Origin of the sequence: Streptomyces sp. NPDC091412 (assembly GCF_044756885.1) — a bacterium.
In the GTDB taxonomy this organism is placed as follows: domain Bacteria; phylum Actinomycetota; class Actinomycetes; order Streptomycetales; family Streptomycetaceae; genus Streptomyces.
Window position 1 is genome coordinate 353,314 of sequence record NZ_JBIVTV010000006.1, and the last position, 26,639, is coordinate 379,952.

Sequence of the window (26,639 nt, forward strand, 5' to 3'; positions counted from 1 at the left end):
GCTCACAGGGTCGCTTCGGTCGAGATGATCTCGATCTTCGGCTGGTTCGTGCCGTCGTACAGGCCGACGTAGTTGAACGTCGGCTTCACGACACCGAAGCCATCGACGACGGGCGGGCCCTCGTCCAGCTTCACCGCCGGGAGCGTGATCCGGAACGTGTTGCTGTAGGTCGTCTCGATCAGGGCGCCCGTGAACTCCCACACCAGGGACGTCGCGCCGTCCGAGGTGTGCAGGTCGTCCAGGGTGGTGGCGACGTAGTCCGTCTCCAGGCTGCCGCTGATCTTCACCTGGTCGTTGGCGACCGGCTCCTTCTTCAGCGCGGACTGGTTCGCGTAGAACCGCTCGACGTCCTGCGGCCGCTCGACCTTGCAGGACACCTTGCGGATGCCGTCCAGCGCCGTCTCCGACCCGAACGCGCCGGTCTTCAGCGCCATCTGCCCGAAGTGGAACGGCGCCATGTTCGAGTAGCTCGCCGCCGCGAGGACCTGGGCCTCGTCGCAGTCCTTGCCGTCGAACTCGAAGCTGCCGGTCAGCATGCCGCCGGCCTCGCACTCGAACTCTCCGCTGGTGATCTTGCAGCCCGTGAACGACTTCGCCGTGACGGTGCCGTTGGTGAGCGGCACGCCCTTCTGGATCGTCAGGCTCTTGCCCCGCGTGTCCGCCAGGATGTGCGTCTGCATGTAGGCGGACGAGGTGCCCTGCTTCACCGGTGTCACCGTGGTGCCCATGAGCGCCTGGAGCAGCAGGCCCATGCCCAGGTTGGTGACCTCGATGTCCACGGTGCCCTGTGCCTCACGGCGGGTGACCACGCGCCTCGAGGACAGTGCCAGCAGCCGGCCGGCCGCGATACCCGCCGACTGCGCGGTGGTCTTCTTGAGAGCCAGGCTCTCCTTGGTGAACTCGATGAACTGGGTGGGCGCCTTGTAGGTGCCGTAGGTCGTCTCGGCTGCGATGCCGAGCTGGGCGCCGAGCCCGGATCCGATCGCCATGGATCAGCCCTCCTTCTGCGGGTTGGCCGCGGTCTTCTTCGAGGCCTTCGCCCCGGGCTCTTCGACGGACTCCCAATTCGCGGGCTGGCACACGTAGCCCTCGAACCGGTCGTCGGGCACCTCGACGACCTCGTCCGGCTGGACCGTCCTGCCGAGTTCGGGCACGGTCACCGGCTCCGGCCCCAGAAAGCGCACACGCGCCATCACTTGCTCCCTTGTGGTGGTGGATCAGATACGGGCCTGGCAGGTCACCGTGAACGCCAGCCCGGCGACGCTGCCCTCGGCCTGCGCCTGGCTCAGGTCGCCTGCGGTCAGGTGCGCCCACAGCACAGCCCCGCCCAGCGTGGGCGCGTCCGGCGAGTCGTTCGTGGCGCGCAGCGCCGTCTCGATCTCCCCGAGGATCGCGAACGCTTTGCTGCGCGTGGCCTGCATGTCCTTGTCGCCGGTGCGGGCCTCGATGTACCCGGCGATCTGGAACGCCTCGTCGCGGGTGCGGGCCCCGGCGCTGTTGAACGTCTGGGTGAGGGACACCGCGGTCTCGCCGCCGGGCTGCCAGCCCACGAAGAGCAGGCGCCGATCGGTGAGGTTGACCGCAGGCGGCCCGTCGACGACCGTCACGTCCGCCAGGCCGGGCGCGGCGCGCAGGACCGCCACCAGCGCGTCGACAGCCGCGGGGACGCGGGAGGTGAGCATTACGCCACCCCCGGCCCGGACTTGAACGGTTCCAGCAGCTGCAGCACCCGGTTGGGCACCGCGTACCCGAAGCCGGGCACCGGCTCGGTCACGCTGTAGTCGTCGCCGCCGCCGATGCTGCCCAGCCCCCGGGACGCCCCGTACTGCGTGCGCCACAGGTGCTGCAGCAGGATCAGCGCGGCCAGCCGGATCGTCGGCGGCACGCTCCCACGGCCGGCGCTGTAGACGACCGTCCACAGCCTGCCGTCGAAGTACGCGCCGTCCAGCCGCATGATGGTTCCGGCAGCGCCGTCGAGGTGGAGCCGGGCGACGTCCAGGCCGGTGCCGCCGGTCAGCGGTGTGACCGAGATGAGTTCGACGGCCGGCGTCTGCGCCAGGCACAGCGTGGGCCCGCGCCCGCCGACCGTCTCCGTCACCGCCCGGGTCTCGACCGGGCCCACAATGCCCTCGATGACCGGGGTCAGCGCGTCGACGTAACCCTGCAGCTCCGTGTCGTGCGCGTCGCTCGTGATGTCCAGCTGCGCCTTGGCGTCGTCCAGGGTGATCAGGGCCATGGGCGTCGCCTCCCGTTACTCGGTGCGGGTCTCGATACGGCGGCCGCGGCCGCCGCCCCGGGACTTCGGCGTGGCCTTCTCAGCCGTCGCGTTGGGCTTGCCGTCGGCGACCAGCTCGGCCCGCTCGCCGTCCGCCCAGGCGGCGGCCGTCGCCGCGTCGACGTCGATCTCGTCCCCAGGCGCCCAGGAGAAGTCCAGCCCGGCGACGGACTGCAGGATCCGGATACGTGGCATGCCGGGTCCTCCTTCCAGCAGGGCGGCCCCCGACGGTGCGCCGGGGGCCGCTGTCGGATCGGGTCAGGTCGCCGGGTGGGCGTACACGCGGAACGCGGCGCCGTCGTCGGGCTTGGCGTCCAGGCGCAGGAAGCCGAGGAACCCGACCTGCAGGTAGTCCGCGTAGCGTTCCTCGAGCCGCATCATCTGGCCGCCCGCGACCTGCCGGACGACGTAGGCGGCGTTCAGGTCGCCGAACCCGATGCTCTTCGCGGACGCGGCCGGGACGGGGATGCTGTTGTCGATGACGACCGGGGAGGCGAGCAGCGTCGACGGGACGCCCGCCTGCACTGACGGCTCCCACAGCGGCCGGTTCTGGCCGTCCTTGAGCTTGCGGATCACCTTGACCGCGGAGTCGGACATCGCCCACTGCGCGTTCATCCGGTAGGCCGGGTCCACCGAGTGCTGGAGGTCCACCAGGTCGTCGTAGGTGACCGACGTGACCTGGCCGGCCGCGCCCGTCTTGCCCGCGGTGGCGTTGGTGAAGAGCCCCTCGGGCTGGGACGAGCCGGTACCGGTGGCCAGGTGCGCGGCGACCGCGCGGCCGATGCGCTCACCCAGCTTGCGGGTCAGCCACGACTCGACGTTGAACACGTCGTCCTGCAGCAGCTGCAGGCTGAGCCTGACGAGCTTGGAGGTGTACGTGTACGCGCCGAGCGTCTTCTGCCCCAGCGTCACGTCCTGCTCGGTGACCTGGCTGTTCTCCGAGAGGATCGCGCCGACGTTCGCAGTGTCGTCGTTGGTCGGCCAGTTGAGCGGGTTGCCGGACGCAGTCGTGATGACGTTGACCGCGCCGAGCAGGCCGCCGTAGGCCTTCATCGCCTCGGTGATCTTGTTGAGGGTCTCGGTCGGGATGAAGTACCCGCCCGCGGACCCCGGCGACGTCGCGCCCGCGCGCACCTCGGCGTGGTTGGCCATGAGCAGCTGGCGCTGCTCGTTGTCCAGGCCGGACATGCCCCGCCGGGTGAACGTGGCGAACGCGGCCCGGTACGCGGCGTCCTGGTCGGCCTCGCGGTCCTCGCCGCCCTCGGGCCCGCGGCCGCCGGCGACGACGGCCTGGTCGCGCTGGACGGTGTCCAGGCGGGCCGCCCGCTCCATGCGCTCGATGTCCGAGGACACCTCGGTCAGGTCGGCCTCGGCGCGGTCCCACTTCTCCCGCTCCTCGGCGGTGAGCGCGTCGCGGTTCTCCTGGTCGGCTCGCTGCTGGATCTCCTGCATCTGGGACCAGATGTTGGCCCTGCGCTCCAGGGCTCGGGTGAGCAGTGCGCTCATGGCGTTGTGTCCTTTCACGGCACGCCAGACAGCCCCGCAGCGGCGGGGCTGAAGGATGATGGGTAGGTCAGCGCGGAAGCCCGTAGCGGGCAGCCAGCGCGTTCATGCGCATCGACAGGGGCAGGCCCATCGGCTGAGTGGACACCGCCGGCTCAGCAGGCTTGCCAGTGCCGCGAGTGGACTCACCCGGCTCGCGGTCGATGTGCACCAGGTCGAGCAGCTCCGGCCGGAACTTGGCGCGGGCCTCGACTGCGGCGAGGTCGCCGCGGCGGTCCAGGGCCCGGGCCACGGCCTTCAGCTCAGCCTCGGTCTCGGGGTAGGCAGGGAAGGTGACGGCACTGACTTCGATCAGCCGCACCTCGCGGATCACGCGGACGTCGACCTCGACAGGGTCGGCGCCCTCGACTTCGATCTCCTCGGTGTTCCACTCGTCCTTGACCACGTAGAACCCGAAGGACATCCCCGTCACGTTGCGGTTGTCCAGATTCACCGCCAGGTCCTGCACGTAGGACAGGCGGGTGTCGAGCGCGGAATCCACGGCCAGGCCCTTGTCGTCCTCGGTGAGGGACAGGGTGCCAGCCGATGCTCTCGATACGACGTAGTACGAGTCGTGGTCGATGAGCATCCGCGCATCGCCCTCGGACAGTGTCTTGGCGAAGGCGCCCTCGGCGATCTCCTCGTAGAACCCCCAGCGCAGCGGATTGCCGATCGCGGTCCGCGAGTTGAACACCGCGGCGTATCCGGCGAACCGCTGGCCGTCACCCTCGGCCCGGACCACTACCTGCGCGGCATCCAGGGCCAGGCGGCGCCGTTCCTCAGCGCCCGTCGTCGTGGGCATCGTCGCCTCCTTCGGCGTGCTGGGCCTGCAGGCGTCGCGCCTCGGCCATCAGGGCGGCCGCACGGGCGGGCACAGCGCCGCCGTCGTCGGCCAGGGGGTTGGCACCCAGCGGGGCCATGTACGTCGGCTGCAGGTACGTGTCGCCCTCCGGCCCCGGGATGGGCGGGAGTTCCTCGAGGGCGCGCACGTCGTTCGCGCTGAACGCGCCGATGTCGCGCATCGCTCGGTAGAACAAGGCCCGGCTGGCGCTGTCGCCGCGCAGCAGGCCCTGCAGGGCGTAGTGCGCGTACTCGCCCGACGGCAGCAGTTCCTTCGTGACGCGCTGCTCGACAGGCGCCAGCCAGGCCGGCCCGAGGTCGAACGTCACCCAGCCTTGCGCCTGCTGCTCCAGGCCCGTGCCCCAGCTGGTGGACTTCGCGGTCTCCATGAGCAGGAACAGCGGGACGCCGAATAGTCTGGCGATCTCGGTGATCTGAAACTCCCGGCTCTCAAGGAACTGGGCATCCTTCAGCGGCATCGTCACCGGATTGAACGCGGCTCCGGAGTCGAGGACCGCGACATCGTGCAAGTTCTCGATGCCGCCGACCTTCGCCTGCCAGCGCGCCTTCAGCGCGTCGGCCTGCTCCTTCGTCAGCCGCTGCTCGGTCTGCAAAACGCCGCTGACCATGTTGCCGCGGCCGAACAGCTTTGCCGCGCCCAGCTCGGCGGCCTGCGCAAGGCCGATGCTCTGCGCCGCTGCCCGCACGGGCGAGCAGCCGGTCAGCCCGTCGTAGCCCAGGCCGGGAAGGTGCATGATCTCCCGCGGGGTCAGCCGGTGCACGGCGCCCCAGTCGTCGGTGATCCAGAACCACTTACCCGACGGGTTCCCCTCGCTGGGCCGATCCCGCTCCACTTTCACCCGCTCCGGAGCGACCGGCCACAGCTCCTTGATCTGCCCAGACGGCGCGCGCAGCTTCTGCACGTAGGCGTTGCCCCACAGCACGCGGTGCACATTCGCCAGCCGCCACACCTCCAGCGGCGTCATCTCCGGGTGCGGATCGGCCAGCAGCGCGGACTCGGTGCGGTCCTTGGTGCCGGCCTTGTACGTGTGCAGCGGCAGCGCCGCCGACACGTTCGCGATGACCGCCACGGACCGCCACACCGCGGGCATGTGCAGCGCCGACTTCTCCGACACCTGGACGCCGGAGTCGACGCGCGGGCCGCCCAGCCATTCCGCCAGCGAGGTATCCGTGAGCGGCACCGCCGGGTTCTCCGGCGAGCTGCGCCCCTCGAACAGTCCGAACAGGCTCATGACCCCGGCTCCTTACGGTGTGCGGCCGGCGGCCGGGCAGCCAGCTTCCGCTCAGCGGCCACGACGCCCAGGATGCCGCCCAGGATCAGCGCTGCGGGCACGTAGATGAGCGCGACGCCGTACAGGGCGGCTACCAGGCACACGGCCTCCAGCAGGGTCAGCACAACGGTTCTCACCACAGGTTCGGCGCCTCCTCCGATTCGTCGACCTCGGCACCGAGCCCCCACCGGGCGAGGGTGGCCGCCACCAGCGGGCTGATGTCCACGGACACGATCCGGCGGGCCCACGCCCACGCGTCGCCCAGCGGCCGCTTCTGCGCGCCCGCCAGCGCCGCGGCGAGCGGCGCCTGGTCGAGGTGGGACAGGACCTGTTCGGTGACCGCGTCGTAGAACTGGCCGCAGGCCGCAGCGACCTCGCGGCCCTTCGGCTGGACGACCGTGACGCCGAGGCGCTCCTCCAGCTCGGCGATGAGCGACCCGGCGGGGCCGGCGCCGTCGATGACCCAGCACCGCGGCCGCCACTTCTCGTGCAGCTCGGCAGCCCGCTCGAGGATCCAGCCCGTACCGGGCCGGTGGTCCACCACCTCAACGTGCGTGCCGCCGCGCCACTCACCGGCCACGCCGATCGCCGCGTGGCTGCGTTCCGGCGTCATGTCGATGGCGAACGCCACGGGATCCGACGGGGAACTGTCCGCGGCCGCCAGGGCACGCCACGCGTCCTCGCCGATGACCTGCCACGTGTCCGCCGTGTCCGACGGGTAGTCGCCCACACCGAGCCGCTCACGGGCGTAGCCAGCGGCGCTCAGCGTCGACCGCTCGTTCGCCACCTTCTCCAGCGTCAGTCGGAAGCCGATCGCCGGGTTCGCCTTCAGTACCGCCTCGTCCGACCTGGCGTCGTCGTGCGCCGTGCAGTCCTTCGGGCACTCGTCGACGTGCAGGTCACACGACCACTCGAAGTACGCCAGCGACGGATCCGGCGTGCCAGACTCCAGCGCGGCCAGCGCGCGGCGCCGCAGACGGCCCAGCTGTACGGACAGGGCGCCGATGCCCGCGCTGCCCAGGTACCAGATCTGCGGGTTGTCGACGGCCGCCATCGTCGGCAGCAGCGCGTCCATCGCCTCGTCGCCAAGGATCATGTCCTCGTCGAGGATGTTGCAGTCGCCGGTGAAGCCCCGCCCGCTGCCCTTACTGCGCGCGATGAAGCGGAGCGTCTGCCCAGTGTGCAGCTCGATCGACTCCTCGCCGACCGTGTACCGGTACGCCTTCACGCGTTTGTGCAGGTCAGGGCACCCACGGATCAGGCGCTCGATCCGCTTGAACGCCGCCTTGGCCGTCTTGAACTCGTGCGCGCTGTGCAGGATCAGCTGCTCGCCGCCGATGAACAGGCCCCACAGCTCGCGGGCCTCGATGATCCCGCCCTTGCCGTTCTGCCTCGGCACGTTGACGCACACCTCGAACGCCGACCAGGAGCCGTCCGCGTCCTCGCCCATCCCGCGCCGCAGGACGTACTGCTGCCACGGGTCCAGGTGCAGCCCGGCGCGGGCGGCGAGGTCGATGGCTTCCTGGCCTGCGCTGGTCGCGGACGGCGGCACGGTCTCGATGGGCGGCTGCTGCCAACCGACCACCAGGGCGTCAGTCGCCGGAGGCTCGGGCTGCAGCGCGGCGCTTGGCTCGCTGAGCAGCGATGTCATCGACGCTGTCCCCCTTCGACTCGACGGGCGCCAGCTTGCGCAGGTCAACCATCACAGCGCGTAGCTCTCTGGCAGCGTTGGACTTGCCGGTCGGGCCGCCCGGTTCGTCGATCGACTCGGCCAGCGCGATGGCGACTTGGGCCAGGCCGGGCGCTATTTCGTCAACGTGAAGGCTGGCGATTTCTTCGGTGATCTTGTCGGTGACACGCCCCATGATCACCTCCGGTAGTCACTCAGCGTGACGTCACTCAGTGTGACGGCCTGCTAAATCGCTGGAGTTCGCTTCGGCGGAATAGGAAGTGATCCGAGCCGCGCAAAAAATCGGGCGACAAGGGCGTTTGGGTCGCCCGGGAAGGCTCCGAACTTTTGACCCACTCTCCCCCTGTCGGCCGTGATCACTCGGCTCGTCGTCGGCGTCGGCGGGGGGTTCACGCTGGGTGTGGTCGCGGTGGGTGACTGGGGGTCACCAGGCTCGGGAGGCTTGCGGCATAGCCTCGCGGGGCCGGCCGCGGCGGGCGTTGTACCAGCGGGCGGCCACGCGCTCCATGTGGGGGGACCTCATCGAAGCGATGCGTTCCATGACGATCGTCTCGCCCGGGTCGACCACCACGATGCGCGCCTTGTACCGCTTGTACTTCGCCAGCGCTTTGCCGCTCGGCATGGTGTGGATGAGGTACACGTCGAGCTGGTCGACCAGCTGCAGGGCCTCGTCGAGGGCGGCGTAGCGGGCGCGGTGGGCGACCCGGAGGTGCAGCGGGTGCTGGTTCCAGTTCGGTGCGCCTGGTCCGGTGAGCGCGCGGGTGATGCGGTCGAGGTCGATGACCACGTCGTCGGGCTTGGCGTGTGCGTCGATCCATGTGGTCTTGCCTGCGGCTGGCGGGCCGGTGACGACGTACAGCACGCGCTCACCACCTCCGTGACGCCCGCTGGGGTGGCCGGGGGGTGGTGCGGTTGCCGCGGGCGCTGTTGCAGCGGCGGTGTGCGGGGCGGGCGTTGGCCCGGTCGAGCAGGCTGCCGCCGCGCGAGAGCGGCACTTCGTGATCCAGGGTGAAGCTGAACGGGTGCCGCGCGTCGAGGTCGTAGCCGATGTCGTGGCCGCACCACCAGCACGGGAGCCGCTGGGCTCGGAGCCAGGCGCAGAGCCTGCGGTAGGGGCGCCCGTTGCGCGGGTTGCCGGCCACGGGCGCCACCTCCGTCACGGTCAGCCGGGGAAGTCGTCTCCGAGCACGGCGCGCCGCTCGCGGTCCGCCCGCCGGTTCAGTGCGGCGTGCATGCGGTACGCGGTCACCGTCAGCAGCAGGAACACGATGGCGAACAGTGCCTTGGTCACCACCGACACGATGCCGAATCCGCTCGTGGCGCTGGCGATGAACAGCATGATCAGGTTGCCGGCCAGCCAGGCGAACCAGACCCGGAACTTCTCGACGCGCACGGCCTTCTGGATGTCGCTGTAGCTCGGCTCAGGCATGGTTCCCCCACGGGTGTTCGGATGCTGGTGTGCATCATCCGTCGCGGGGTGGGCCGTGTGGAGGGTCTGTGGCCGTGTTGTGACGCGTTGGTGTCCGTCGCCTGGCGCCCCGCATCCCGCGGGTGCCCGTGATCCCCGCTGGGGCCGCCTCCAGCCCCGGGCGCCAGGCGACGGACGGACACGACGAAGCCCCCGGGGATCAGGTCACCCGGGGGCTTCGTCGTGTGTCTGTGGTGCCGCGTGTGGGCACAGCTGTACGCGGAAATCGTGGCTCATCGATCGTCGCACGTCAAGCGGCTACTGCTCCTCGCTGCCCAGGGCGGCACGGCTTGGCTGCGTCCTTGGCTGCCAGGACGTCAGCGACACGGTAGACGGGGCGCTTTGGGGTGCCGCCGCAGCGGGTGAGGACGCCACGGCGGACCCAGTCGCGGATGGTTGCTGGCTTCACGCCGCAGGCGCGGGCTGCCAGGGAGGTGGTGAGCGTGCCGGAGGGCGGGACGAGGTACTCCATGCCTCCATGATGCCTGCTGGACGCGCTCTTCAGGGGGTGCTTCTCACCCCCTCTAGGGGCGCTACTTCGCAGGTCAGTGGCCTCTACACCCCCCACTACAGCGGTAGCGGCCCCCCTCTAGATCCACAGCAGTGGTAGAGGGGGGCCGCAGGGGTGTTCCGGGGGCGGGTTGTAGAGGGGGAGGGGTCTACCGGGCGTCGAGGAGCTCGGGCGGCACAGCGGCCTCCAGGTCCTCGCGCCGGTAGCCGGCGAGGTTCTTCCCGGCGATGTTCACCTGCTTCGTGGTCCGCTTCACCCCGGCGTCCTCCAGCTCCCGGGCGAGGCGTTCGGCGTCCCAGTCGCCGTACTCGGGGTCGAGGTTCTCCAGCCGCTGCAACAGGTCGACGGTGTGCATGCGGGAGGTGTGCCGCATCACGGTGAGGCAGTCGGACAGGACGGGGGCGATGGTGACGGCGGCCTGGTCGGCGGCCGCGGTGACGTCGGCGACGGCGTCGCCGGTCAGCTGGCCGTGCTTCTGCCGCAGGGCGCGTCCGCGCTGGCACAGCTCGGAGAACGCGGGCCCGTCGAGGAAGTCGGCCCGCACGGTCACGAAGCTGGCGGGCCCGGTGACCAGGACGCCGGTGCCCTTGTGCTCCTCGGAGAGCACGGAGGCGTCGGCGCCCTGGGCGGCCTTGCCCTTGCCGAGGACCATGTCGCTGGACGTCTGGTCGACGACCTGCGTCGAATACCGCAGGGTGATGATCTCCCGCAGCTTGGTGGGCACGCTGTCGGCGTCGGGGCGCTGCGAGGCGTAGTTGCTGATGAACCCGGCGGCGGGGCCGCGGCGGGCGATCCTGCAGAGGTCGTTGATGACCTGCTCGCGGTCGTCCTTCTCCATCGCGGTGAAGTACTCCTGCAGCTCGTCGATGGTCACGAAGATGACGGGCAGGTTGTACTTCTCCACGATCGCCGGGGTGAGCTTGCCTTCCGGGCAGACGGAGACGGGCAGGCCGCGCAGCAGGGCGAAGCGGCGTTCCATCTCGGCCAGGAGTTCCTTCAGCATCGCCTTGAGCGCTTCGACGGCGTCGTCTTCGGCGCCCATGACCAGGCGGTGCGCGACGGCCTTGGCGGGCATCCAGTCGGCGCCGCCCTTGCCGTCGGCGACGTAGTGCCGCACGTAGGGGTCGAGGAGGCCGGCCGCTGTGAGCAGGCGCTGCGTGAACGTCTTGCCGCGGCGGGGGAGGCCGCCGAAGAACAGGGACTGCCACATGACGGGCACAGTGATGCGGTTGCCGCGGGCGTCCTGCCCGAACGGGATCGGGTCCCACACGGAGAATGTCTCCAGCTTCTCCAGCGGCGACTTCACCGGTTCGCCCAGGTAGGGGTCATCGTCGGCGACCCACATGGAGACGCGTCCGGCGTGGCCGCCGCCGGCCGCGCGGACGCGGGAGGCGATGACTTGGATTTCGTCGACGCCGAGCTCGGCGGCGATGGCTGTGCGCTTGGCGAGGACGTCGGCGGCGGTCTTCCCGCCGCCGCGGGGCAGGTCGAAGACGACGGCCCAGCCGCGGCCGTCGCGCACGGGGCCCATGACGCAGGTGATGCGCGGTCCGTCGTCGTCCTTCCCGGCCTTGAGCAGGCCGACGGCGCGCAGGGCATCGTTGAGCTGCTGCGCGTTCATGTCGACCCGCAGCGGCGGCGTGGGGTTGTCGAGCAGCTGGACGTCTTCGCCGCGCCCCAGGTGAGCGAGCGGTACCGCGGCGGCGGCGACCATGCCGGCCTGCAGCAGCGGCGGGGCGAGGTACCAGCCGACCGCGGCGGCCGCGACGGCGGTAGCGGCGGCTCCCCACCGCCAGCGGCGGGCCAGGGTGCGCTCCCGGTGCAGCAGCGCGTAGCGGACGGCAAGGTCGACATCCTCGGGCTGCTGCCGGGTCTGCGCCCGCAGGGCCTTGACGGCGGCGCTGCGGTCGGAGGCGACCAGGGTGGGCCACAGGCCCCGGGCAGCTCGCCACAGGCCCTTAACTGCCAGCCACGCCATGCGCACCGCGTACTTCGGCACGCGGAGCGAGTGGTAATAGGCGTGCCACACGCACAGCCTGCCGAGGGCCGTGGTGTTGGCGGTGAGGGACCGCCAGGACCGGGCCCACGGCGGGAGGATCGGCACGTCAGGCACGGTGAGCCAGTCCGCCAGGGGGTTGTCGGGCCGGTCGACGGCCTCGACCTCGGTGGACTCGGGCTCGGGGGCGGGGTCGGCCGACGGTTCGGGCGCGAACTTCAGCAGCTTCACCTGCGGTTCGGCGTGCCCGTTGACGGCCCCGATGAGGGTCTCGGTCATGATGGGGTGCTCCTGCTGTCTGTGAGGCGGTCAGGGGCCCGGGGCGGCCGGTCGCGTGGCCGTGGACGGCCGCCCCGGGGCGCGGCTATTTGTCGCCGTTGGCGCGCTTGCGGGCGCGTTCCTTGATGCGCTCGATGCCGCGGTCGATGTCGGGCTGGTGGGTGATGCCGGCGGCCGCGCGGCGCACGCCGCGGACCTCAAGGCGGACGATCTGCGCCTTCTCCCAGCCCGTCAGCTTCGGTTCCTTGGCCATGGTGTTCCTCCTGGTCAGCGGTGCTTGAGGTAGTCGCGCCAGAGGCTGCGCAGGATGAGCACGCAGATGGTGGCGCACGGTGCGGCGATGGCGATGGCGAGGAAGCCGACCGCCAGGCCGATGGAGCCGGCGCACACGGCGAAGCCGAGGCCGACCCACTTGCCGACGTTCGCGGGCTCCTTGTGCGGGTGCTGGCAGGCCTGCGGCTGCTGCTGGTTGAGCAGCTGTTGCGCCTGCAGGACGGCGGCGATGAGTTCGATCTGCCGCGTGTTGTCGGCGGCTTCGACGGCGTCGCGGGCGGCCTTTTCCAGGTTGCTCATGCCGTCCACCTCCGGGTGATGACGGGACGCGCGAGGACGCCGAGGACGAACGCGAGGACGGCGGGCTGCGCGGCCAGGTGCGCCAGTGTTGCGGCGGCGAGCGGCAGCGCGGCCGGCCAGCAGGCGAGCAGGAGCCCGAGGAGGGCGCCGAGGATGAGCCAGCGCATCACGCGTATCCCCCGTTCCCCTCGTCGCGCGTCACCGGCGCCTGGGGCTGCTGCTGCGCCTTCTTCTCGGCCCGGGACAGGGCGGTGCGCACGTAGGGCTCGTCGACGACCAGGCGTCGGTGCCGGGCGATGTGCTCGACGATGTCCTTCGCCTTGGCGTCGCGTCCGAGGGCTGATGCGGCTTCCTCGATGGCGCCCTGCAGATTCACGGGCGGCAGCGCGTTGACCTGCTGATGCGCGGGCGCATCACCGCGCTGCACCTCGTACTCGGGGGGCCGGGTGCCGAGGACGAGCGCGACCTGGACGGTGTCGACGACGACCCCGTAGGAGACGAGCAGGGAGGCCAGTTCGGCGGGGGGCGCATCAGGTCGCGCATCATGGGCGAGGCGGATCGCATCGACCGTGTCCATCTCGGCGAACTCGCGGCGCAGCGCCTCGGTGGCGGTGGCCGGTCGGGACTGGGCGGGCGGCTCCTCGACGGCGGCCGGGGTGGCCGCGCCGTACATGGCGGCGAGGGCCGCATCAGCTCCGTCCCGAACGCGGTGGCGCTGGACGTCGACCAGGCCCGCGCCGAGCTCGGTGTCGCCGACGCCGACGTACTTGGCGAGCCGCCAGTACCGGCGGACGGCCAGCTTGCGCTTCCATGCGCCGGGGTGGCCGTCGGCGACGGCGCGTTGGAAAGCGAGCTGCCGGGCGGCGTCCGCGTTGTGGCGCTGCACCTCGGCGTCCACGCCGGTGGTGTAGACGACGATGCTGCGGGCGATGAAGCCGAGGCCTTCGGCTGCGCCGGACATGGCGAGCGGGGTCACGGCGTAGACGGCGGCTTCGCGGGTGCTGCTGGCGATGGTGAGGCCGATGCAGCTGGCGGACGCGGGGGCGAGCCACATTCCGCCGCGGACGACGGCGGGGGAGGGCTGTCCGAGCATGGTTCGGCCCAGCATGATCAGGGCGAGGATGAGGGTGAGGCCTTCGCCGGCGGCGACGACGCCGGCCGCGGTGGCCTGTCGGTGGAACTCGGCGGCGGCGTTGGTGTAGGTGCCCCAGGCGCCGAAGCCGCCGACGGCGACCATGATGACGGCGGCCGCGCCAAGGACGGTGGCCTGGCCGCGGGTGAGGGTTCGGGTGCTCACTGGCTCTCACCCCGTTCGGCGTCCAGCGCGGTGACGAGCTGGCGCAGCGCGAAGTCGAGGTCGACGGCGGCGGTCATCATCGCGCCGTACGAGTGGATGTTCTGGGGCGCGCAGCGGTCCAGGGACTCGCGGGCCATGCGCAGCGCCAGGTCGACCGTGTGGACGTCCGGCTCGCGGTCCTTGCCCGGGGTGAACAGCGCGTCGTAGGGGGTGCTCATCGGCGGCCTGCCTCTCCAGCGGCGCGGAAGACGCGGGTGGCGGTGCCTTCGGGCGCGTGGGGGAGGTCGACCGGGTAGGTGCCGGGGGCCACGACCATCAGGCGGGCGGCGTGGTGCTCGCAGCCAGCCACGCCAGCGTTCGTGAGGGCGAGGACGGTCACGACGACCGGTCCGCCGCAGGGGCTCGTGTCGTCGGGGAGCGCGGCCGGGCACTGGAGCGCGGGCGGCGTGGTGTCGGCCGGCCTGGCGGTCGGCTCGGAGCCGAGGGCGCGCAGCAGCAGGCGCAGGGACTCGCGCAGGGACAGAGCGCTGTCGCTGTCGAGCAGCTGCTGGGCGACGTTGATGGCCACGTCCAGGTCGCTGGGCTCGGTGGCCGGTGCGGGTTCGGGGGCCACGGCCAGGAAGGCGGAGACGTGGTGGTGCTGCTGCTGGCGGTTGGGGGCCGCGTTGATGTAGTCCTCGCGGCACAGCGCGAGCAGCTCGGTAACGCGCTCCGGGGAGCTTGCGCGCGCACTGAGGCGCGGGAAATGATCGGTCATGCCGACTCCTGCTCTGATCAGGTGTTCGGTGCGAAGGGTCGGGCGGTGCGCGCGCCGGGGGTTGCAGCCCCCGAGCTGCCGCCCGGCCCTTCTTGCTTGCCCTCAGTATTCAACAGCCTGAACAGATTGTCCAGGCTAGTGAACGCATCGGGTGTGCATCACGCCGAATCAGCAGGCTGGAAGTGGTGCAGCATCAAGTAGTCCTCGGGCCCGTAGACCGTCCCGCACCACCGGCATATCAGCCTCGTCTCGCCCGGCAGGCGGGAGATCACCGCCCCGCACACCACGCCTTCGCCGACCAGCGCGACGCACGCCCCGATCCGCTGCGGCTGCGGCTCCGGATCCCCGACGATCGAGCGGGCCTGCCCGTTCAGCTCCGCCACCTCGCGAGCGAGGTCACCAGCCGCCGGGTACTGCGCCACGATCCAGTCCAGCTCTTGCGCCAGCCACCGGCAGTCAGCCTCCAGGCGGGCGGGCGGGGGCGCCCCGCGGTGCGGCCACCGCAGCCGCCGGACGTCGGCCCGCCACGAGTGGATCACCTCGGTGGCACGGCCGAGGTGCACCGTGTCGAGGACGTCCTCATTGATCGGGGAGCGGGGGCCGGCCGCGGACTTGGTCGCGACGATCTCGCCCCAGCCGGAGCGGCGGGGCACCAGGCACTCGCCGACCTCGCGGTACAGGGCGGGGAGTTCGAGCAGCCGCGCGGCCAGCTGCTCCCGGTGCCGGTTGCACAGGTAGCCGCTGGCCGCGCGGTCGCACAGTTCGCACGTGCTCACGGGGTGGTGCTCTCCTTGGACTCGCCCTCGTTGCCGGCCGGGGCCTCGACACCGAGGATGTGCACCGGATCTATGGGCGGCCGGCGCATGTCGGCGGGGTACTGGGTGCAGCCGCCGCAGATGCCGCCGATGACGGGCGCGGTCGGGTGCTGCGTGCAAGGACGGTCGGGCCCCGGTTCGGCGAGAGCGTTCCGGACCCGCGCAGCGGGAACCTGCGCATGCGTCCAGCCGTACGGGGCGATGGACGCGCGGACGCGCTCGATGGTGGCCTGCGCCTGCTCCAGCTCCTCGGCGAGGCGGTCGCGGTCGGCCTCGATCTCCTGCGCCTTGGCCTTCCAGATGTCGCCGCGCCGCCACCCGCGGCTGGCGTTCTCGTACAGCTCGTCCAGTGCCTGGTCGTTGATGGTGCTCGCGGTGTAGCGCACGGGGCTCATGCCGTCCTCCGCTGGTGCTCGTAGTTCGTGCAGGTGTGGTCATGGGCGGTGCCGGTGGACGTCCACCAGCGTTCGCAGCAGCCGTCTTCCAGGTCGGCCCTCGCTTGGCTCGACCAGGCGCGGAGGCGGGCGGCCCGCTCGGCGCGCACGGCGGCCGCGCGGCGTTCGTGGGCGGCGGCGTACTCGCGGGCGACGGCGACGGCCAGGAGCAGGACGACGCCGAACAGGGCGATGGCGTACCACCAGGCGTCTGCACGGGCGCTGGTGACGGAGCAGTGGGCGGTGAAGGAGGCGGCGGCCAGGTACAGCCACCGCAGGACGCGGTCGGAGAGGGTCACGGCTGGCCTCCGTCTCGGGGCGGGAGGGGCCGGCCTTCCCGCCGCGCTTTCTCTTCGAGCGCCTCGGCGATCACGTAGGCGGGCACCAGGCCGCCGTAGCTGACGCGGAGCAGGGCGAGGGAGCGCTGGTTGACGTACTTGGGCTGCGGCTGACGCCGCACCCCGCTCACCGGGCACCGCCGGGCGCCTCGTCGGCCATGCGGCGCAGCAACGGGACGATCTCGCAGTGACAGCCGTCCTCCCACTCGGGCTCGACACAGCCGTGGTCGGGGCAGTGTTCGATGAGCTTGTCGGTGAGCGCGAGGGCGGCCGCCCGGTCGACGGGCGGCTGCTCGTCGGCCCACACGATCCGCGTGGCGCCGTCGTGCCCGTGGATGGCCACCGCGTCGCTCAGGCGCTCCCAGTGGACGGTGGACGGCCGGTCGCCTATCCAGCGCAGGGCCACGGTCCCGTCGGGCCACAGGACGCCGTCGGCGATGCGGCCGGTGCCGGAGACGCCGCTGATGTCGTGGTCTCGCTGGAGGTGAAAGAGGCGGGGCTGAGTGGTCATCGTCTGTGTCCCTCCGTGGTGTGATGGGCGGGCGGCCGCCCCTGATTCGCGCAGGGGCGACCGTCGCGCGTGGTCATCCGGCCTGCGGCAGAGAGGCACGCCAGGCCTCGACGACCTTCTTCGGAACGCGACCGACGGGCGGGCAGTCGACACCGTTCGCCGCGGCCCAGGCCCGGACTTCGGCCGCCGGGTAGCCGACGGGCTTCCGGGTCTTCTTCGGCTTGGCCGGCACCAGCTCGGCCTCACGCGTGCGGAGTTCGGCGAGGCGCTTCTCCAACTGCTCGGCCTCGGTCGTGATGGCAGTCAGCTCCTGGTCGGTGGCGTACCTCTTGCGGAGGCCTCCGAGGGCAGCGCGGGCGCGGGCGGCCTGGTCCTGAACCTCGGGGTCGGGGTGTTCGTCGCCCCACTTGAGGAGCTGGCCGACGGGGAGCGGCTGCGGTTCGTTGGTCGGGCGTGCCTTGAGGGGCAGGTCGGGGATGGAGGAGAGCTGCGGTACGGGCTGGGCCATGGGTTCGGGTCCTTCCTGGGTGTCATCGGTGAGGCGGAGGCGCCCTTGGCGGGCGGCTTCGGGGCCGCCTTGGGTGTCGATCTCGTCGAGCAGGCGGTGTAGGGCGGCGATGGTCATCGGCTCGCGGGGCAGCAGCCGACGTGCACGGTCGTGCCGGTCAGGCCGTGGCCGTACTCGCCGACGCCCGGGCAGGCGTCGTTCTGCGCCTTGTGCTCCGGGCAGTAGTCGCCGGACCGGTCGCACTGCCATCCCTGGGCGCGCAGGTGTGCGCGGGCGACCTCCAGCCGCTCAAGGCTGTTCTGCTCGGCGGACACCATGTACTCGCCGGTGGCCTCGGTACCGCAGTCGTCGCAGAAGACGGTGATGCGGGACGGGTAGAGCGGGCTGTCCGGGTCCCGCAGGATCGCCGAGACGACCTCGGGTGTGAGCGGGGTTCGGTTGGGGGTGGGCTGGTTCTCCATGGGTTCCTCCGTGGTGTGATGAGTGGAGGTCCGGGCCTGTTACCGGCAGGCCCGGACCGCTACGCGGCGGCGGGAAGGATGAGCTGGCCCAGGACCCGGCCGACGCGGTCCTGGTCGATGAGGTCGGCGACGTCACCCGCGGACGCACCGCGCGGCACAGCGAGGCCAATGCGCCGGCAGAGCCCGAGTTGCTTCGCGGTCGGCTTCCCGGACCGCCAGCGGGCCTGACGCACGACGAACGCGTGCGGGGCGAGGACCTTGGCCTGCTGCTCCAGCCAGGCCAGCGCCTCCGGAAGCGGGCGGGCGGTGTCGTCCTTGGGCGGCTGCACCCCGGCGGCCTCCGTCCAGCGGCGCATCCGGTACAGCCGGGTCCCGGGGTCCCGGACGAGAAACAGGAACATGGCGCCCGTCAGCCGGATGAACCACGTGCCGTCGGCGGTGCGCAGCCACCGGATCGCCGACGAGCCGAACAGGTTGATCTCCTCGGCCTCGACCCGGGCGGTCAGGACCCTGCGCTTCTCGGCGGCCGCGGCCTCCTCGGCGACCTGACGGAGCGTCTTGCCCTCCTCGGCCTGGCCGATCTCCCGCGCGGTCAGGTCGACCATCGAAGCGAGCTTGTGCCGGGTCGACGCGCCCATGACGTCCAGCAGCAGCGCATCGCTCTTGCCCGCCGCCGGGCGCAGCGCGCGGCCGGCCATCTGCACGTACAGGCCCGCCGACTTGGTGGGGCGGGCGATGACGGCACAGGACGTGTGCGGGGCGTCGAACCCTTCGGTGAGCACCATGCAGTTGGTGAGCACCTGCACGTCCCCGGCGGTGTAGCGGGCGAGGGTGGCCCGGCGGTCGTCCCGGCTCATGTCGCCCCACACCGGGGCCGCGGAAATGCCGACGGCCTCCAGCGCGGCGGCAGCGGCCTGGGCTGTTGCCACGGTCGGGGTGAAGACCACGCCGGGCCGGTCCGCCGCGTGGTCCAAGTACGCCTTGGCGATGGCGTCCAGCGCGCCGGAGTCCTCCAGGGCCTGGCCGAGTTGGCCGTCGACCAGGTCGCCGCCGCGGGTGCGGACTTTGTCGAGGTCGAGGGTGTCGACGGTGATGCGCTTGCCGCGGACGTCGCACAGGTAGCCGTCCGAGATCATGTCGAGGATGTCCAGGCGGAACACGACGTCCTCCCAGACCTCGGCCAGGCCGCCGTCCTCGCGGTGCATGGTCGCTGTGAACCCGGCGACGGGCACGCCGTCCCAGGCGCCGAAGTGCGCGAGGACCTCCATGTAGGTGCGGGCCGCGGCGTGGTGGCACTCGTCCACGATGACCATGCCGATGTTGCGGATGGCCTCGCGCCGCTTCGGTACGGCCAGGGTCTGGACGCTGGCCACGATCACGTCGGCGTCGTGGTGGTCGTCGCGCTGCGCCTTGACGATGCCGACGCGCAGCATCGGGTCGACGGCCAGGAGCTTGGCGGCGGCCTGCTCGAGCAGCTCCTCGCGGTGCGCGATCACGAGGACGCGGCGGCCGTTGAGGGTGTCGAGCATCTGGTGCGCCAGGTGGGAGAAGACGACGGTCTTTCCTGCTCCGGTGGGGAGGACGACGGCCAGCCGGTTGGTGCCAGCGGCCCAGCCCTTGCGCAGGGCCTCGATGGCGTCGACCTGGTAGGGCCGCGGGGTGAATGCCTGCGGTTCGGCGGTAGCGGTTGCGGTGCTCACGGTTCACCTCGGTTCGGTTGCTGGGCTGTTGCGGGGAGTGCGGGGACTTGGCGGGAGTCCTGCGGGGACTCCCGTGCGGTCCTTTGGTGGCGCTGATCAGCGGTTTTGCGGGGATGCGGGGACTTGCGGGGAGTTGGGGAATCCCTTGATGCCGGAGGCCTTCAGAAACGCTGTGCGATGACGTGCGGCACATGTGATGCGCGATGTATGTGGGATGCGCGCGCTATACAGGGGAGTGGGGCAGGCCCCCGCAAGTCCCCGCATCCCCGCATCCGTGCAGGTCGGCCCCTGTGCGGGGACCTGCGGGAGTCCCCGCAGAGGTCCCCGCCGAGTCCCCGCACTCCCCGCAGGACGGCCGGTCACGACTCGTGCCCGCCGGTGCCGCGGTCGGCGTGGACCTCGACACGCCACAGGTTCTGCTTCCTGTGGCTGTCGACGACCATCACGACCTTGTGGGTGCCGAAGTAGCGGCCAGCCCGGGCCTTCAGCCAGATGCCCAGCTGGTTCGCGCTCGGTGGCTCGTCGCCCTTGCGCGGCACGTGGTTGGGCAGGCCCTTGATGACGGCCCCGGTGGCCAGGGGTTCGCCGCCGTAGGTCTCCCGCCACATCTCCAGGAAGAGAGCCCACTCCTGGAGCTCGTCGTCCTGGTCCCGCGCTTCGTTGCGGTCGGCCATCCATCCCTCGACTCCGAGGAAGTCGAGCAGGCCGGCCATGAGGCTGGCCCACTCGCTGTAGTCGCCTTTGCGGACGCGGACCTGGGGCGTCCCCGCGGCGACCCAGGCCCGGACGAGGGTGACGAGGGCGGCGACCAAGGTGGACGCGTTGTGGCGCAGCCAGGGCCGGAGGTCGCCGACGGTGAAGTTGTCGCGCTGGTCAGGGTCGGGGCAGTCGGGGTCCAGGCGGACCCAGAGGACGCGGCGGCCGTTGTCCCCGCCGGTGCGGAGGGCGTTGCCGGTGACGATCCAGAGCCGATCGTTCGGCATGGTCACCTTGGACGTGGCACCCAGGACTCGGTCGCCCCAGACCTCGGAGGTCAGCAGGGCGGACAGGACCGGGCTCTTGATGATGCAGCCGTTCGGCAGGTTGTCGAGGACGACGACGGGCTGTCCGGTGCCGTACAGCTGCGTTGTGATCGACTTCCGTAGCTCGGTGTCGTTCTCGGGCCAGGCCGTGTCCGCGATGCCGTAGCAGTGCCGGAAGATGTCCTTCAACAGGGACTTGCCGGACCCGGCGGCCGTCGCGGTGAGTACGAACATCGGCGTCGGCCCGTGGAAGTACGGCCGCAGGATCGGCGTCAGCAGCGCGCCCAGGAAGTGCGCGCGGTCGCTGGCCGCGACCCAGGGGAAGTCCTTCAGCACCTGGTCGAGGACGATGCCCTTGGCCCTGTCGAGGCTGTCCCGCGTCACCTGGGGGGCGAGGCGGCGCAGCGGCACCCGGGGCTCCAGGTACAGGCCGGTTGCCCGGTCGTAGCCGAGGGAGTCGAGCAGCGTGCCGTCGGGGCGGATGACCGGCGAGGTGACGATGCCTCGAAGAACGGGCAGGGGCCAGTCCTTCCGGCCGAGGATCGTGGAGCAGCTCTTGGGCATGAGCAGCTCGCGCTCTTCCTCCAGCTGCTCGGTGGCCGGGTTCCGCTTCACGGTGAAGCTGGTGACGTGGTCGGCGAGGTAGGCGCGCAGGTTGTCGGTGCCCAGCTGCTGCACCACCGGGTCGTCGTTGTCGTCCCGGTACACCCAGCACGGCCCGCCGGACCGCTTGTACAGGTCGGGCAGACGGCCGTCGCCCATGAGCGCCAGGACCCCGTCGATGCCGTCGGCCTCGTTGGTGATGTCCAGCTCCGGACGAGACGGCACAGACCGCAGGTGCGGGCCACCCTCGAACCCCTCCTGGGCGTCCGGCGCGTGGTCGGGGTCGAGCGCCGACGATCCGTCGGCGAAGTGCTGCGCGGGCACGGAGGACAGGCGCCGGCGGGTCGGCTCGGTGCCGTAGCCGCGTCCACGCAGCTCGGCGGCGGCACGCTTGAAGTGTTCGGCTTTGGTGCCGCCCTGTGTCAGGTGGGTGTACGCGGCGAACTTGTCGTAGGGCGTCTCGGAGTCGAACGTCGTCGAGGTAGTGAAGACGTACAGGCGGTCGCGATCCGCGGCGTGGCCTGTGGTCGCAGAGATGCCTTGGGTCTTGCCCTTGCGCCTCCAGTACGTCGTCGAGCCGCGCGTGAAGATGGGGTCGAACTCGTCGCCGATGATGTCCGGCCAGTCGGTGCGGGCCTCGAAGTCATCACCGGGCCGGACGGCGCCAGCGGGCAAGTCACGCTTCGGCCGCGGGGCGGTCTTGGCCTTCTCCTCGGTGGGCATCGCGTCGACCGCGCGGCAGAGAGCGTAGATCGCCTCAAGGTCTTCCGGCCCTACGACGGCCATGGTGGTGGGGCCGCCGGCCAACCGAACGTAGGGCTTGCCGCTGGGATGTGTAGAACCGTGTGACGGAGCGATGACAACGAAGCCGCCCTCGCCGCGCGTCTCGATCAGGACCCGCACGATCTGCGTGCCGGGCTTCTCTGCGACGCGCTGACGTTCTTCCGGTGTGTACTCATCCTCACGGGCCAGGCGCCGCGCGAGCTTGGTGTTCGGGGCGGCGGGCCTTCCCTCGACGACGACCTTGTAGTGGACGCCGCCCGATGGGGACTCGTCTGCCCAGCCGGTCGTGACTGCCTGCCAGAGGTCGCCGAGCCCGCTGTTATTGGCAAGCTCGGTGACCTCCTCGAGGAGGCCCTCCCTGACGGCCAGGCCTTCGAACTCGATCAGTTCGATGTTCCCGGAGACGGCGCCGGTGACGACGCCGATGCCGGTACGCCGAACGTTTCCGAACCACTGGTCGTGGTCTTCGGAGGTAGACCGCGTGACCTTGTACTGGGTCCAGCTACGGACGTCAGGGGCCTTGGTTCCGTCGGACCTGACGGGAAGGACGCACAGGCCAGCGTCGTGCAACTCGCGGGCGGCGGCCCGGAGATCGGCGGTCTGTGGGTCGGTCAAGGGGTGCCCCCGTGGTGCTTGATCAGATGCTGGGTCTTGATGCCGTCGACGAACGGCTTCACGTCGTCGCCGAAGACGGGGCCTTCCTTCGGCTGCGGGCAGCCGGGGCGGGTGCACTCGTAGCGGGCGCGGACGTTGTCCATGTCCACGAACAGGGCGCCGTGGACGCGCTGGGGTTCGGCCGTGCGGCCCGGGGTGTCCCGGGCGTGCACGGCGGTGCTGTTCAACGCGCCGCCCGGGGGGCGACGGTGGCCTGGAACTCGGCGGCCAGGCGCACCTCTTCGTCGCGCTCGGTGATGGCAGCGCGCAGCTGGGCGAGGCTGTCGGCGGGGTCCTGGCCGTGAGGGAGGATCGCGAAGCTGGGCCAGAAGGCCACGAGCTCGCGCACCGTGCCCTCGGTGACCGCCTGCTGGCTGGAGTAGTAGAGGCGCAGCCCATTGACGGCAGCCAGCGCCTGAAGGCTTTCGCGGCGCAGGCCGGCCAGGATCCGGTCGAAGACGACGTCCGGGTCCCGATAGGTCTTCACCATGTCGGCGACGAGGTCGAGGCACTCGGCCACGTCCTGGGCGGCGTCGCGCTTGGCGGCCTCGATGGCGGCCAGTGCGCGCGCCGTCTTGGAGTCGGCGGTGGCCGCCGACGTGGGAAGCTGCTGCATGAGCTGCTCCGTTCCTACTTGCTGGCGCGGGTGGGGCTGTGCTGCTCAGACGGCGTCTCCGGCTGGACCCCGGGGGCGCCGTCGTCATAGGTGGCTGCTGCCGACTGGACCTCGACAGCAGCGGGGGCGGAGAGACCGAGGAAGGCGATCAGGTCGACCTTCCGCACGCGGAGCGCGCGGCCGAAGGGGACGACCTCGATGGGGAACTGCTCCTGGCGGATGAGCTGGTAGCCGGTGCCCTCGCTGATGTTCAGGGCGCCGAAGGCCTGCTTCGCGGTGGGCATCGCGGGCAGGTCCAGGACCTGCTCGGGGGAGAGAGGATTGACCTTCTTCACGCTCATGCGGTCTCGGCCTCCTTGTGCGAGGCGATCGAGATGAAGGCTCGGCCGGCGCGCTCCATGGGGATGAAGAGGACCAGGCGGTCGACGCCAAGGACATCGACGATGGCCTGGGCCTTGTCCTCCGGGACCAGGCGCTGCGCGCCGGACATGAGGGCGCCGACGGTGCCGTGGGCTACTCCGGCGGCGGCGGCCAGTTCGCGGCTGGTGATGGACTCACCAGTGCCGGTTCGCTCCATGAGCGTCTTGAGTCGGTCGCCGCTGACGACCGCGTACATGGTGGGTTGGGATTCGCTCACGTTCACCTCGCGGGACGATCCGTTCATCGCGCTGAACGGCGCGATGGGGTGAGCATTCCATGGGGTGAACGCTTTGTCCAGCTAGCTGAATACGCCGGGGGCGCAGGTAAGTAATCGGTCAATGACTCAGTGCGACCTAGCGCCATCGCCCAACGTGCTGAACAATCCGTGCAGCGCGCTAAATGAACGGTTCAACTGACCTGCCCGTACGCCTCAATGGCAGGCGCAGACCCTGAACGGCCCGAACGCACCAATGACCGCAGGAGTGGCAGGATGACCCCCATGGCCCCCAACGACACGACGACCAGCCGAAACGCCCCCACGCCTGAACGGCGAGCCGAGTTCGCAGACCTCATCAAGAGCCGTCGCGCAGAGTTGCGAATGGGGCTGGACGCGTTCGCAGCGCGGGCGGTCGACCCGGTCACGGGGGTGCGCGTAAAGCGTGGGTGGATCTACCGCCTGGAGAGCGGTGAGCCAGTCATCCCCCCGCAGGTCGAGGAGTTGCGCGCGCTCGCGGAGGCCTGCGAGCTCGCCCTGGAGGTGTTGCAGGACGCGGCCAGCTCGCAGTTCTTCGGTGTCGACCCGCTCCGCAGCGGATCCAGCGAGGCCACGGCCTATGTGCGCAAGCTGGACAGCATCCCAGCCGACCAGCGTGAACGCCTCTTGCGGCTCATCGACACACTCGTTCCACCGGGTGACGACGCGTGACCTGAAACCTTCCGAGGTGCATCACTCTGAGTGAGTTTAAAGAGCTGCCTGTAGACCAGTGAGGTCTCTGGTGCGATCATGTCCGGACACCTTTTTGACCGTAAGGGTGCTGGCAGGCGTACAAACTCGAACACACGAACGAGGATGGGGGAGGCCGCATGCGACCCCGGGTTTGGTACTTCTTTTCGGACGATCTGCCCGACGGTGAACTTATCGTTCCGATCGTCTCTGATCATGGCCTGGCCTTTGCCGTGCGTCCCGATGCAGGGATGGACAAAGACATGCTCGCCCGGCTGAACGAGGCAGCGGACCATGTAATGAGCGTGGGGCTTGCCCACCTGGACGTCCGTCAGGGCAAGCCTCCTGAGCGAAGGGAGTAGACCTCATGCCGTCAGCACGTCGGGCAGGGAGCATCTATCGACGCTGCGAGTGCCGCGGCGGCGACGGCAAGCTGCTGGGCAGCGCATGCCCGCAGATGAAGAAGAAGAGCCACGGCTCTGTCGGTCTCCGCCAGGAGCTCCCGCCGGATGCCGAGGGCAAGCGCCGGACCTTCCGGCGCACCGGGTACGACGGAGTCACCAAGGCCCAGGGCGACCTCTCCCGCCTCCAGGCCATCCTCGAACTGCCCGGCGATGACGAGACCGAGCAGCAGCGCGTAGGTGACTTCCTCGCCGACATCGCCAGCCGCCGCGTCGATATCCCTCAGGTCGACGAGGTGAAGCGGCGCCTGGGCGTAGGCGTCCCACTTGACGGTAAGGCCACCGTGGGGGAGTGGCTCGACCGGTGGATGGCCGCCAAGAAGACGCGCAGTACGACGAACGCGGGCTACCGATCCCACATCAAGGTCCACCTGAAGCCGCACATCGGGCACTACCGCCTCGACCGGCTCAACGTCGGCCACGTCCAGGAGATGTTCGACGCCATCGCGGACGAGTCCGACGTGATCCGCGCAGAGAACCAGGCACGCCGAGAGCAGGAGCAGCGGGCGAAGTGGTCCCGGCCCGGGCGGCCGCCGGCCAAGGAACGCGAGCGGCTCGCCGCCGAGCGAGCGAAGCTGGCCGAGATGAAGCCGTACCGCAAGGCGAACGGCGTGGCGACGCGGCACGCGATCCGCCGGACCCTGCGCTCGGCCCTCAATAAGGCGATCGGCGAGCAGCTCATCACCTTCAACGCGGCCAAGCATGTCGAGCTGGGTAGCTCCGCACGGCCCAAGGGCCTGCTGTGGACCGCCGAACGCGTACAGCGCTGGGGGGAGACCGGCGCTGTACCCAGCCCGGTCATGGTGTGGACCCCGGAGCAGCTCGGGCACTTCCTGGACACCGCTGAGGACGAGTCCACCCTGTACGCCTTCTACCACCTGGTCGCTCACCACGGCCTGCGCCGCGGCGAGGGCGTGGGCGCCGACTGGGCGCACGTCCACCTCGACATCGACCCGCCCCGGATCGACGTGCTCACCGAGATCGTGGTGGACGGCTGGACGCCCATCGAGACGGCACCCAAGACGGACAGCTCCATGTCCGCGGTGATGCTCGACCGGGAGACCGTGCGCGTGCTGCGGGAGCACCGGGCCCATCAGGAAGCGCGGAAGGCCGAGCGGCTGAAGGCCGGCAAGAAGTGGACGGAGACGGGCAAGGTCTTCGTGGACGAGGACGGCAGCTGGCTGCACCCCGACGCCGTGTCCAAGGAGTTCAAGAGGCTGGTGGAGCTGGGGAACCTGCCGCCAATCAACCTGCGCGACCTCCGGCACGGAGCGGCCGCGCTCGTGAAGGCCGGCGGCGGCGACATCGATGACGCCAGCAAGAAGTTGAGGCACTCCACGATCGTCCTGACCGCCGACACGTACATGTCCCTGTTCCAGGAGTACGAGCAAGACCTGACCGAGCGTGCCGCAGCTGCTGTGCCGCGCGCTCGCCGGGAACGTGGATCGGCCCCTGCCGAGGGCTCTGTACCGCGGCAGGGGCCGAGAGCAGCGTCGCAGCCAGCAGACACTGAATAGGACCCCTTCACGGTACGGGCCAGCGCTGACAATCGGTAGGCCTAGGCGTAGAATCAACGGACAGGCAAAGGGCCTCTGACCTGCGGGTCGGGGGCCCTTCCTGCTGGCCCGATGCTGGCCCGAACGCCACGCAACAGCGTGATGCGCGGTGGGGTGAGATGGGGTGAGAGGCGTCCAGCGCGGGGGCTGGAACAGCCGTTGACCTGCACTCCTTGGGGTGAGACGGGGTGAGGCCAACGCGGTGGGGTGAGACGCTTCCAGAGATCATCAGACTTTTAATCCATTGGTTGTGGGTTCGAGTCCCACAGGGCCTACGGCCGCAGGAGGAGGGCA

Annotated in this window: 37 protein-coding genes; 3 read left to right on the forward strand and 34 right to left on the reverse strand. The window is 70.6% G+C overall.

What is annotated here, in order from left to right; genetic code table 11:
• Window positions 1-2: 2 nt before the first annotated feature.
• The 34 genes from ACIQMV_RS18760 to ACIQMV_RS18925 all read right to left on the reverse strand — a co-directional run bounded on the left by ACIQMV_RS18760 (window position 3) and on the right by ACIQMV_RS18925 (window position 23,602).
• A complete protein-coding gene (locus ACIQMV_RS18760) occupies window positions 3-989 on the reverse strand; it encodes a phage tail tube protein (protein ID WP_402593913.1) in 987 nt (328 codons plus the stop codon).
• A gap of 3 nt (window positions 990-992) precedes the next feature.
• Window positions 993-1,193, reverse strand: coding sequence for a hypothetical protein (locus ACIQMV_RS18765; protein WP_402593914.1), 201 nt, complete (start codon window positions 1,191-1,193; stop codon window positions 993-995).
• A gap of 24 nt (window positions 1,194-1,217) precedes the next feature.
• The gene (locus ACIQMV_RS18770) at window positions 1,218-1,682 is read right to left on the reverse strand and encodes a hypothetical protein (protein ID WP_402593916.1); all 465 of its coding nucleotides are present in this window, start codon (window positions 1,680-1,682) and stop codon (window positions 1,218-1,220) included.
• Complete coding sequence (locus ACIQMV_RS18775; RefSeq protein WP_402593918.1) at window positions 1,682-2,236, reverse strand: hypothetical protein; 555 nt, start codon at window positions 2,234-2,236, stop codon at window positions 1,682-1,684. Before ACIQMV_RS18775 ends, ACIQMV_RS18770 begins: the two co-directional genes overlap by 1 nt.
• Window positions 2,237-2,251: 15 nt before the next feature.
• Window positions 2,252-2,470, reverse strand: a complete 219-nt coding sequence (locus ACIQMV_RS18780) for a hypothetical protein (RefSeq protein WP_402593920.1) — start codon at window positions 2,468-2,470, stop codon at window positions 2,252-2,254.
• Window positions 2,471-2,533: 63 nt separating this feature from the next.
• Window positions 2,534-3,781, reverse strand: coding sequence for a phage major capsid protein (locus ACIQMV_RS18785; protein WP_402593921.1), 1,248 nt, complete (start codon window positions 3,779-3,781; stop codon window positions 2,534-2,536).
• Window positions 3,782-3,848: 67 nt separating this feature from the next.
• Window positions 3,849-4,619, reverse strand: coding sequence for an HK97 family phage prohead protease (locus ACIQMV_RS18790; RefSeq protein ID WP_402593923.1), 771 nt, complete (start codon window positions 4,617-4,619; stop codon window positions 3,849-3,851).
• A complete protein-coding gene (locus ACIQMV_RS18795; protein ID WP_402593924.1) occupies window positions 4,597-5,910 on the reverse strand; it encodes a phage portal protein in 1,314 nt (437 codons plus the stop codon). The genes ACIQMV_RS18790 and ACIQMV_RS18795 overlap by 23 nt, the downstream gene beginning before the upstream one ends.
• Window positions 5,907-6,089: a hypothetical protein gene (locus tag ACIQMV_RS18800; RefSeq protein WP_402593926.1), complete on the reverse strand. Its 183-nt coding sequence runs from the start codon at window positions 6,087-6,089 to the stop codon at window positions 5,907-5,909. The genes ACIQMV_RS18795 and ACIQMV_RS18800 overlap by 4 nt, the downstream gene beginning before the upstream one ends.
• Window positions 6,083-7,600, reverse strand: a complete 1,518-nt coding sequence (locus tag ACIQMV_RS18805; protein WP_402593928.1) for a terminase — start codon at window positions 7,598-7,600, stop codon at window positions 6,083-6,085. Before ACIQMV_RS18805 ends, ACIQMV_RS18800 begins: the two co-directional genes overlap by 7 nt.
• Window positions 7,542-7,814, reverse strand: a complete 273-nt coding sequence (locus ACIQMV_RS18810; RefSeq protein WP_402593930.1) for a hypothetical protein — start codon at window positions 7,812-7,814, stop codon at window positions 7,542-7,544. The genes ACIQMV_RS18805 and ACIQMV_RS18810 overlap by 59 nt, the downstream gene beginning before the upstream one ends.
• Window positions 7,815-8,063: 249 nt before the next feature.
• On the reverse strand, window positions 8,064-8,501 hold the full coding sequence (locus tag ACIQMV_RS18815) for an AAA family ATPase (protein WP_402593932.1): 438 nt from the start codon (window positions 8,499-8,501) through the stop codon (window positions 8,064-8,066).
• A 4-nt stretch (window positions 8,502-8,505) separates the two neighbouring features.
• The gene (locus ACIQMV_RS18820) at window positions 8,506-8,781 is read right to left on the reverse strand and encodes an HNH endonuclease (protein WP_402593933.1); all 276 of its coding nucleotides are present in this window, start codon (window positions 8,779-8,781) and stop codon (window positions 8,506-8,508) included.
• 20 nt (window positions 8,782-8,801) lie between these two features.
• Window positions 8,802-9,068, reverse strand: a complete 267-nt coding sequence (locus ACIQMV_RS18825) for a hypothetical protein (protein ID WP_402593935.1) — start codon at window positions 9,066-9,068, stop codon at window positions 8,802-8,804.
• A gap of 698 nt (window positions 9,069-9,766) precedes the next feature.
• Window positions 9,767-11,893, reverse strand: a complete 2,127-nt coding sequence (locus ACIQMV_RS18830) for an FtsK/SpoIIIE domain-containing protein (RefSeq protein WP_402593937.1) — start codon at window positions 11,891-11,893, stop codon at window positions 9,767-9,769.
• Between the two features lie 85 nt (window positions 11,894-11,978).
• Complete coding sequence (locus ACIQMV_RS18835) at window positions 11,979-12,146, reverse strand: DUF6257 family protein (protein WP_402593939.1); 168 nt, start codon at window positions 12,144-12,146, stop codon at window positions 11,979-11,981.
• A 14-nt stretch (window positions 12,147-12,160) separates the two neighbouring features.
• Window positions 12,161-12,466, reverse strand: a complete 306-nt coding sequence (locus ACIQMV_RS18840) for a hypothetical protein (RefSeq protein ID WP_402593940.1) — start codon at window positions 12,464-12,466, stop codon at window positions 12,161-12,163.
• Window positions 12,463-12,633 (reverse strand): hypothetical protein, encoded by a 171-nt coding sequence (locus tag ACIQMV_RS18845; RefSeq protein ID WP_402593942.1) that lies wholly within the window; start codon window positions 12,631-12,633, stop codon window positions 12,463-12,465. The genes ACIQMV_RS18840 and ACIQMV_RS18845 overlap by 4 nt, the downstream gene beginning before the upstream one ends.
• On the reverse strand, window positions 12,633-13,763 hold the full coding sequence (locus ACIQMV_RS18850) for a hypothetical protein (protein ID WP_402593943.1): 1,131 nt from the start codon (window positions 13,761-13,763) through the stop codon (window positions 12,633-12,635). The genes ACIQMV_RS18845 and ACIQMV_RS18850 overlap by 1 nt, the downstream gene beginning before the upstream one ends.
• Entirely contained in the window at window positions 13,760-13,981 is a 222-nt protein-coding gene (locus ACIQMV_RS18855; RefSeq protein WP_402593944.1) for a hypothetical protein, read from the reverse strand. Before ACIQMV_RS18855 ends, ACIQMV_RS18850 begins: the two co-directional genes overlap by 4 nt.
• The gene (locus ACIQMV_RS18860; protein ID WP_402593945.1) at window positions 13,978-14,520 is read right to left on the reverse strand and encodes a hypothetical protein; all 543 of its coding nucleotides are present in this window, start codon (window positions 14,518-14,520) and stop codon (window positions 13,978-13,980) included. Before ACIQMV_RS18860 ends, ACIQMV_RS18855 begins: the two co-directional genes overlap by 4 nt.
• A gap of 158 nt (window positions 14,521-14,678) precedes the next feature.
• Complete coding sequence (locus tag ACIQMV_RS18865; RefSeq protein ID WP_402593946.1) at window positions 14,679-15,296, reverse strand: hypothetical protein; 618 nt, start codon at window positions 15,294-15,296, stop codon at window positions 14,679-14,681.
• A complete protein-coding gene (locus ACIQMV_RS18870) occupies window positions 15,293-15,730 on the reverse strand; it encodes a hypothetical protein (protein ID WP_402593948.1) in 438 nt (145 codons plus the stop codon). The genes ACIQMV_RS18865 and ACIQMV_RS18870 overlap by 4 nt, the downstream gene beginning before the upstream one ends.
• A complete protein-coding gene (locus ACIQMV_RS18875; protein ID WP_402593950.1) occupies window positions 15,727-16,068 on the reverse strand; it encodes a hypothetical protein in 342 nt (113 codons plus the stop codon). Before ACIQMV_RS18875 ends, ACIQMV_RS18870 begins: the two co-directional genes overlap by 4 nt.
• A complete protein-coding gene (locus ACIQMV_RS18880) occupies window positions 16,065-16,229 on the reverse strand; it encodes a hypothetical protein (RefSeq protein ID WP_402593952.1) in 165 nt (54 codons plus the stop codon). The genes ACIQMV_RS18875 and ACIQMV_RS18880 overlap by 4 nt, the downstream gene beginning before the upstream one ends.
• A gap of 5 nt (window positions 16,230-16,234) precedes the next feature.
• Entirely contained in the window at window positions 16,235-16,618 is a 384-nt protein-coding gene (locus ACIQMV_RS18885; RefSeq protein WP_402593953.1) for a hypothetical protein, read from the reverse strand.
• A 73-nt stretch (window positions 16,619-16,691) separates the two neighbouring features.
• Window positions 16,692-17,243, reverse strand: a complete 552-nt coding sequence (locus ACIQMV_RS18890) for a hypothetical protein (RefSeq protein ID WP_402593955.1) — start codon at window positions 17,241-17,243, stop codon at window positions 16,692-16,694.
• Complete coding sequence (locus ACIQMV_RS18895) at window positions 17,240-17,587, reverse strand: hypothetical protein (protein WP_402593957.1); 348 nt, start codon at window positions 17,585-17,587, stop codon at window positions 17,240-17,242. The genes ACIQMV_RS18890 and ACIQMV_RS18895 overlap by 4 nt, the downstream gene beginning before the upstream one ends.
• Before the next feature lie 59 nt (window positions 17,588-17,646).
• The gene (locus tag ACIQMV_RS18900; RefSeq protein ID WP_402593959.1) at window positions 17,647-19,287 is read right to left on the reverse strand and encodes a DEAD/DEAH box helicase; all 1,641 of its coding nucleotides are present in this window, start codon (window positions 19,285-19,287) and stop codon (window positions 17,647-17,649) included.
• Between the two features lie 359 nt (window positions 19,288-19,646).
• Window positions 19,647-22,310, reverse strand: a complete 2,664-nt coding sequence (locus ACIQMV_RS18905) for a bifunctional DNA primase/polymerase (RefSeq protein WP_402593961.1) — start codon at window positions 22,308-22,310, stop codon at window positions 19,647-19,649.
• Window positions 22,307-22,537 carry a hypothetical protein gene (locus ACIQMV_RS18910; protein ID WP_402593963.1) on the reverse strand — a complete coding sequence of 77 codons (231 nt, stop codon included), beginning with the start codon at window positions 22,535-22,537 and terminating at the stop codon, window positions 22,307-22,309. The genes ACIQMV_RS18905 and ACIQMV_RS18910 overlap by 4 nt, the downstream gene beginning before the upstream one ends.
• Entirely contained in the window at window positions 22,534-22,965 is a 432-nt protein-coding gene (locus ACIQMV_RS18915) for a hypothetical protein (RefSeq protein WP_402593964.1), read from the reverse strand. The genes ACIQMV_RS18910 and ACIQMV_RS18915 overlap by 4 nt, the downstream gene beginning before the upstream one ends.
• A gap of 14 nt (window positions 22,966-22,979) precedes the next feature.
• Window positions 22,980-23,306 (reverse strand): hypothetical protein, encoded by a 327-nt coding sequence (locus tag ACIQMV_RS18920; RefSeq protein ID WP_402593966.1) that lies wholly within the window; start codon window positions 23,304-23,306, stop codon window positions 22,980-22,982.
• Complete coding sequence (locus ACIQMV_RS18925; RefSeq protein WP_402593968.1) at window positions 23,303-23,602, reverse strand: helix-turn-helix domain-containing protein; 300 nt, start codon at window positions 23,600-23,602, stop codon at window positions 23,303-23,305. Before ACIQMV_RS18925 ends, ACIQMV_RS18920 begins: the two co-directional genes overlap by 4 nt.
• Before the next feature lie 282 nt (window positions 23,603-23,884).
• Here ACIQMV_RS18925 and ACIQMV_RS18930 point away from each other — a divergent pair, with 282 nt between their 5' ends.
• The 3 genes from ACIQMV_RS18930 (at window position 23,885) to xerC (ending at window position 26,306) form a co-directional block, all read left to right on the forward strand.
• A complete protein-coding gene (locus ACIQMV_RS18930; protein ID WP_402593970.1) occupies window positions 23,885-24,310 on the forward strand; it encodes a helix-turn-helix domain-containing protein in 426 nt (141 codons plus the stop codon).
• Window positions 24,311-24,468: 158 nt separating this feature from the next.
• Complete coding sequence (locus ACIQMV_RS18935; protein ID WP_402593972.1) at window positions 24,469-24,690, forward strand: hypothetical protein; 222 nt, start codon at window positions 24,469-24,471, stop codon at window positions 24,688-24,690.
• A gap of 5 nt (window positions 24,691-24,695) precedes the next feature.
• Entirely contained in the window at window positions 24,696-26,306 is a 1,611-nt protein-coding gene (gene xerC / locus ACIQMV_RS18940; RefSeq protein ID WP_402593974.1) for a tyrosine recombinase XerC, read from the forward strand.
• Window positions 26,307-26,639: the final 333 nt, after the last annotated feature.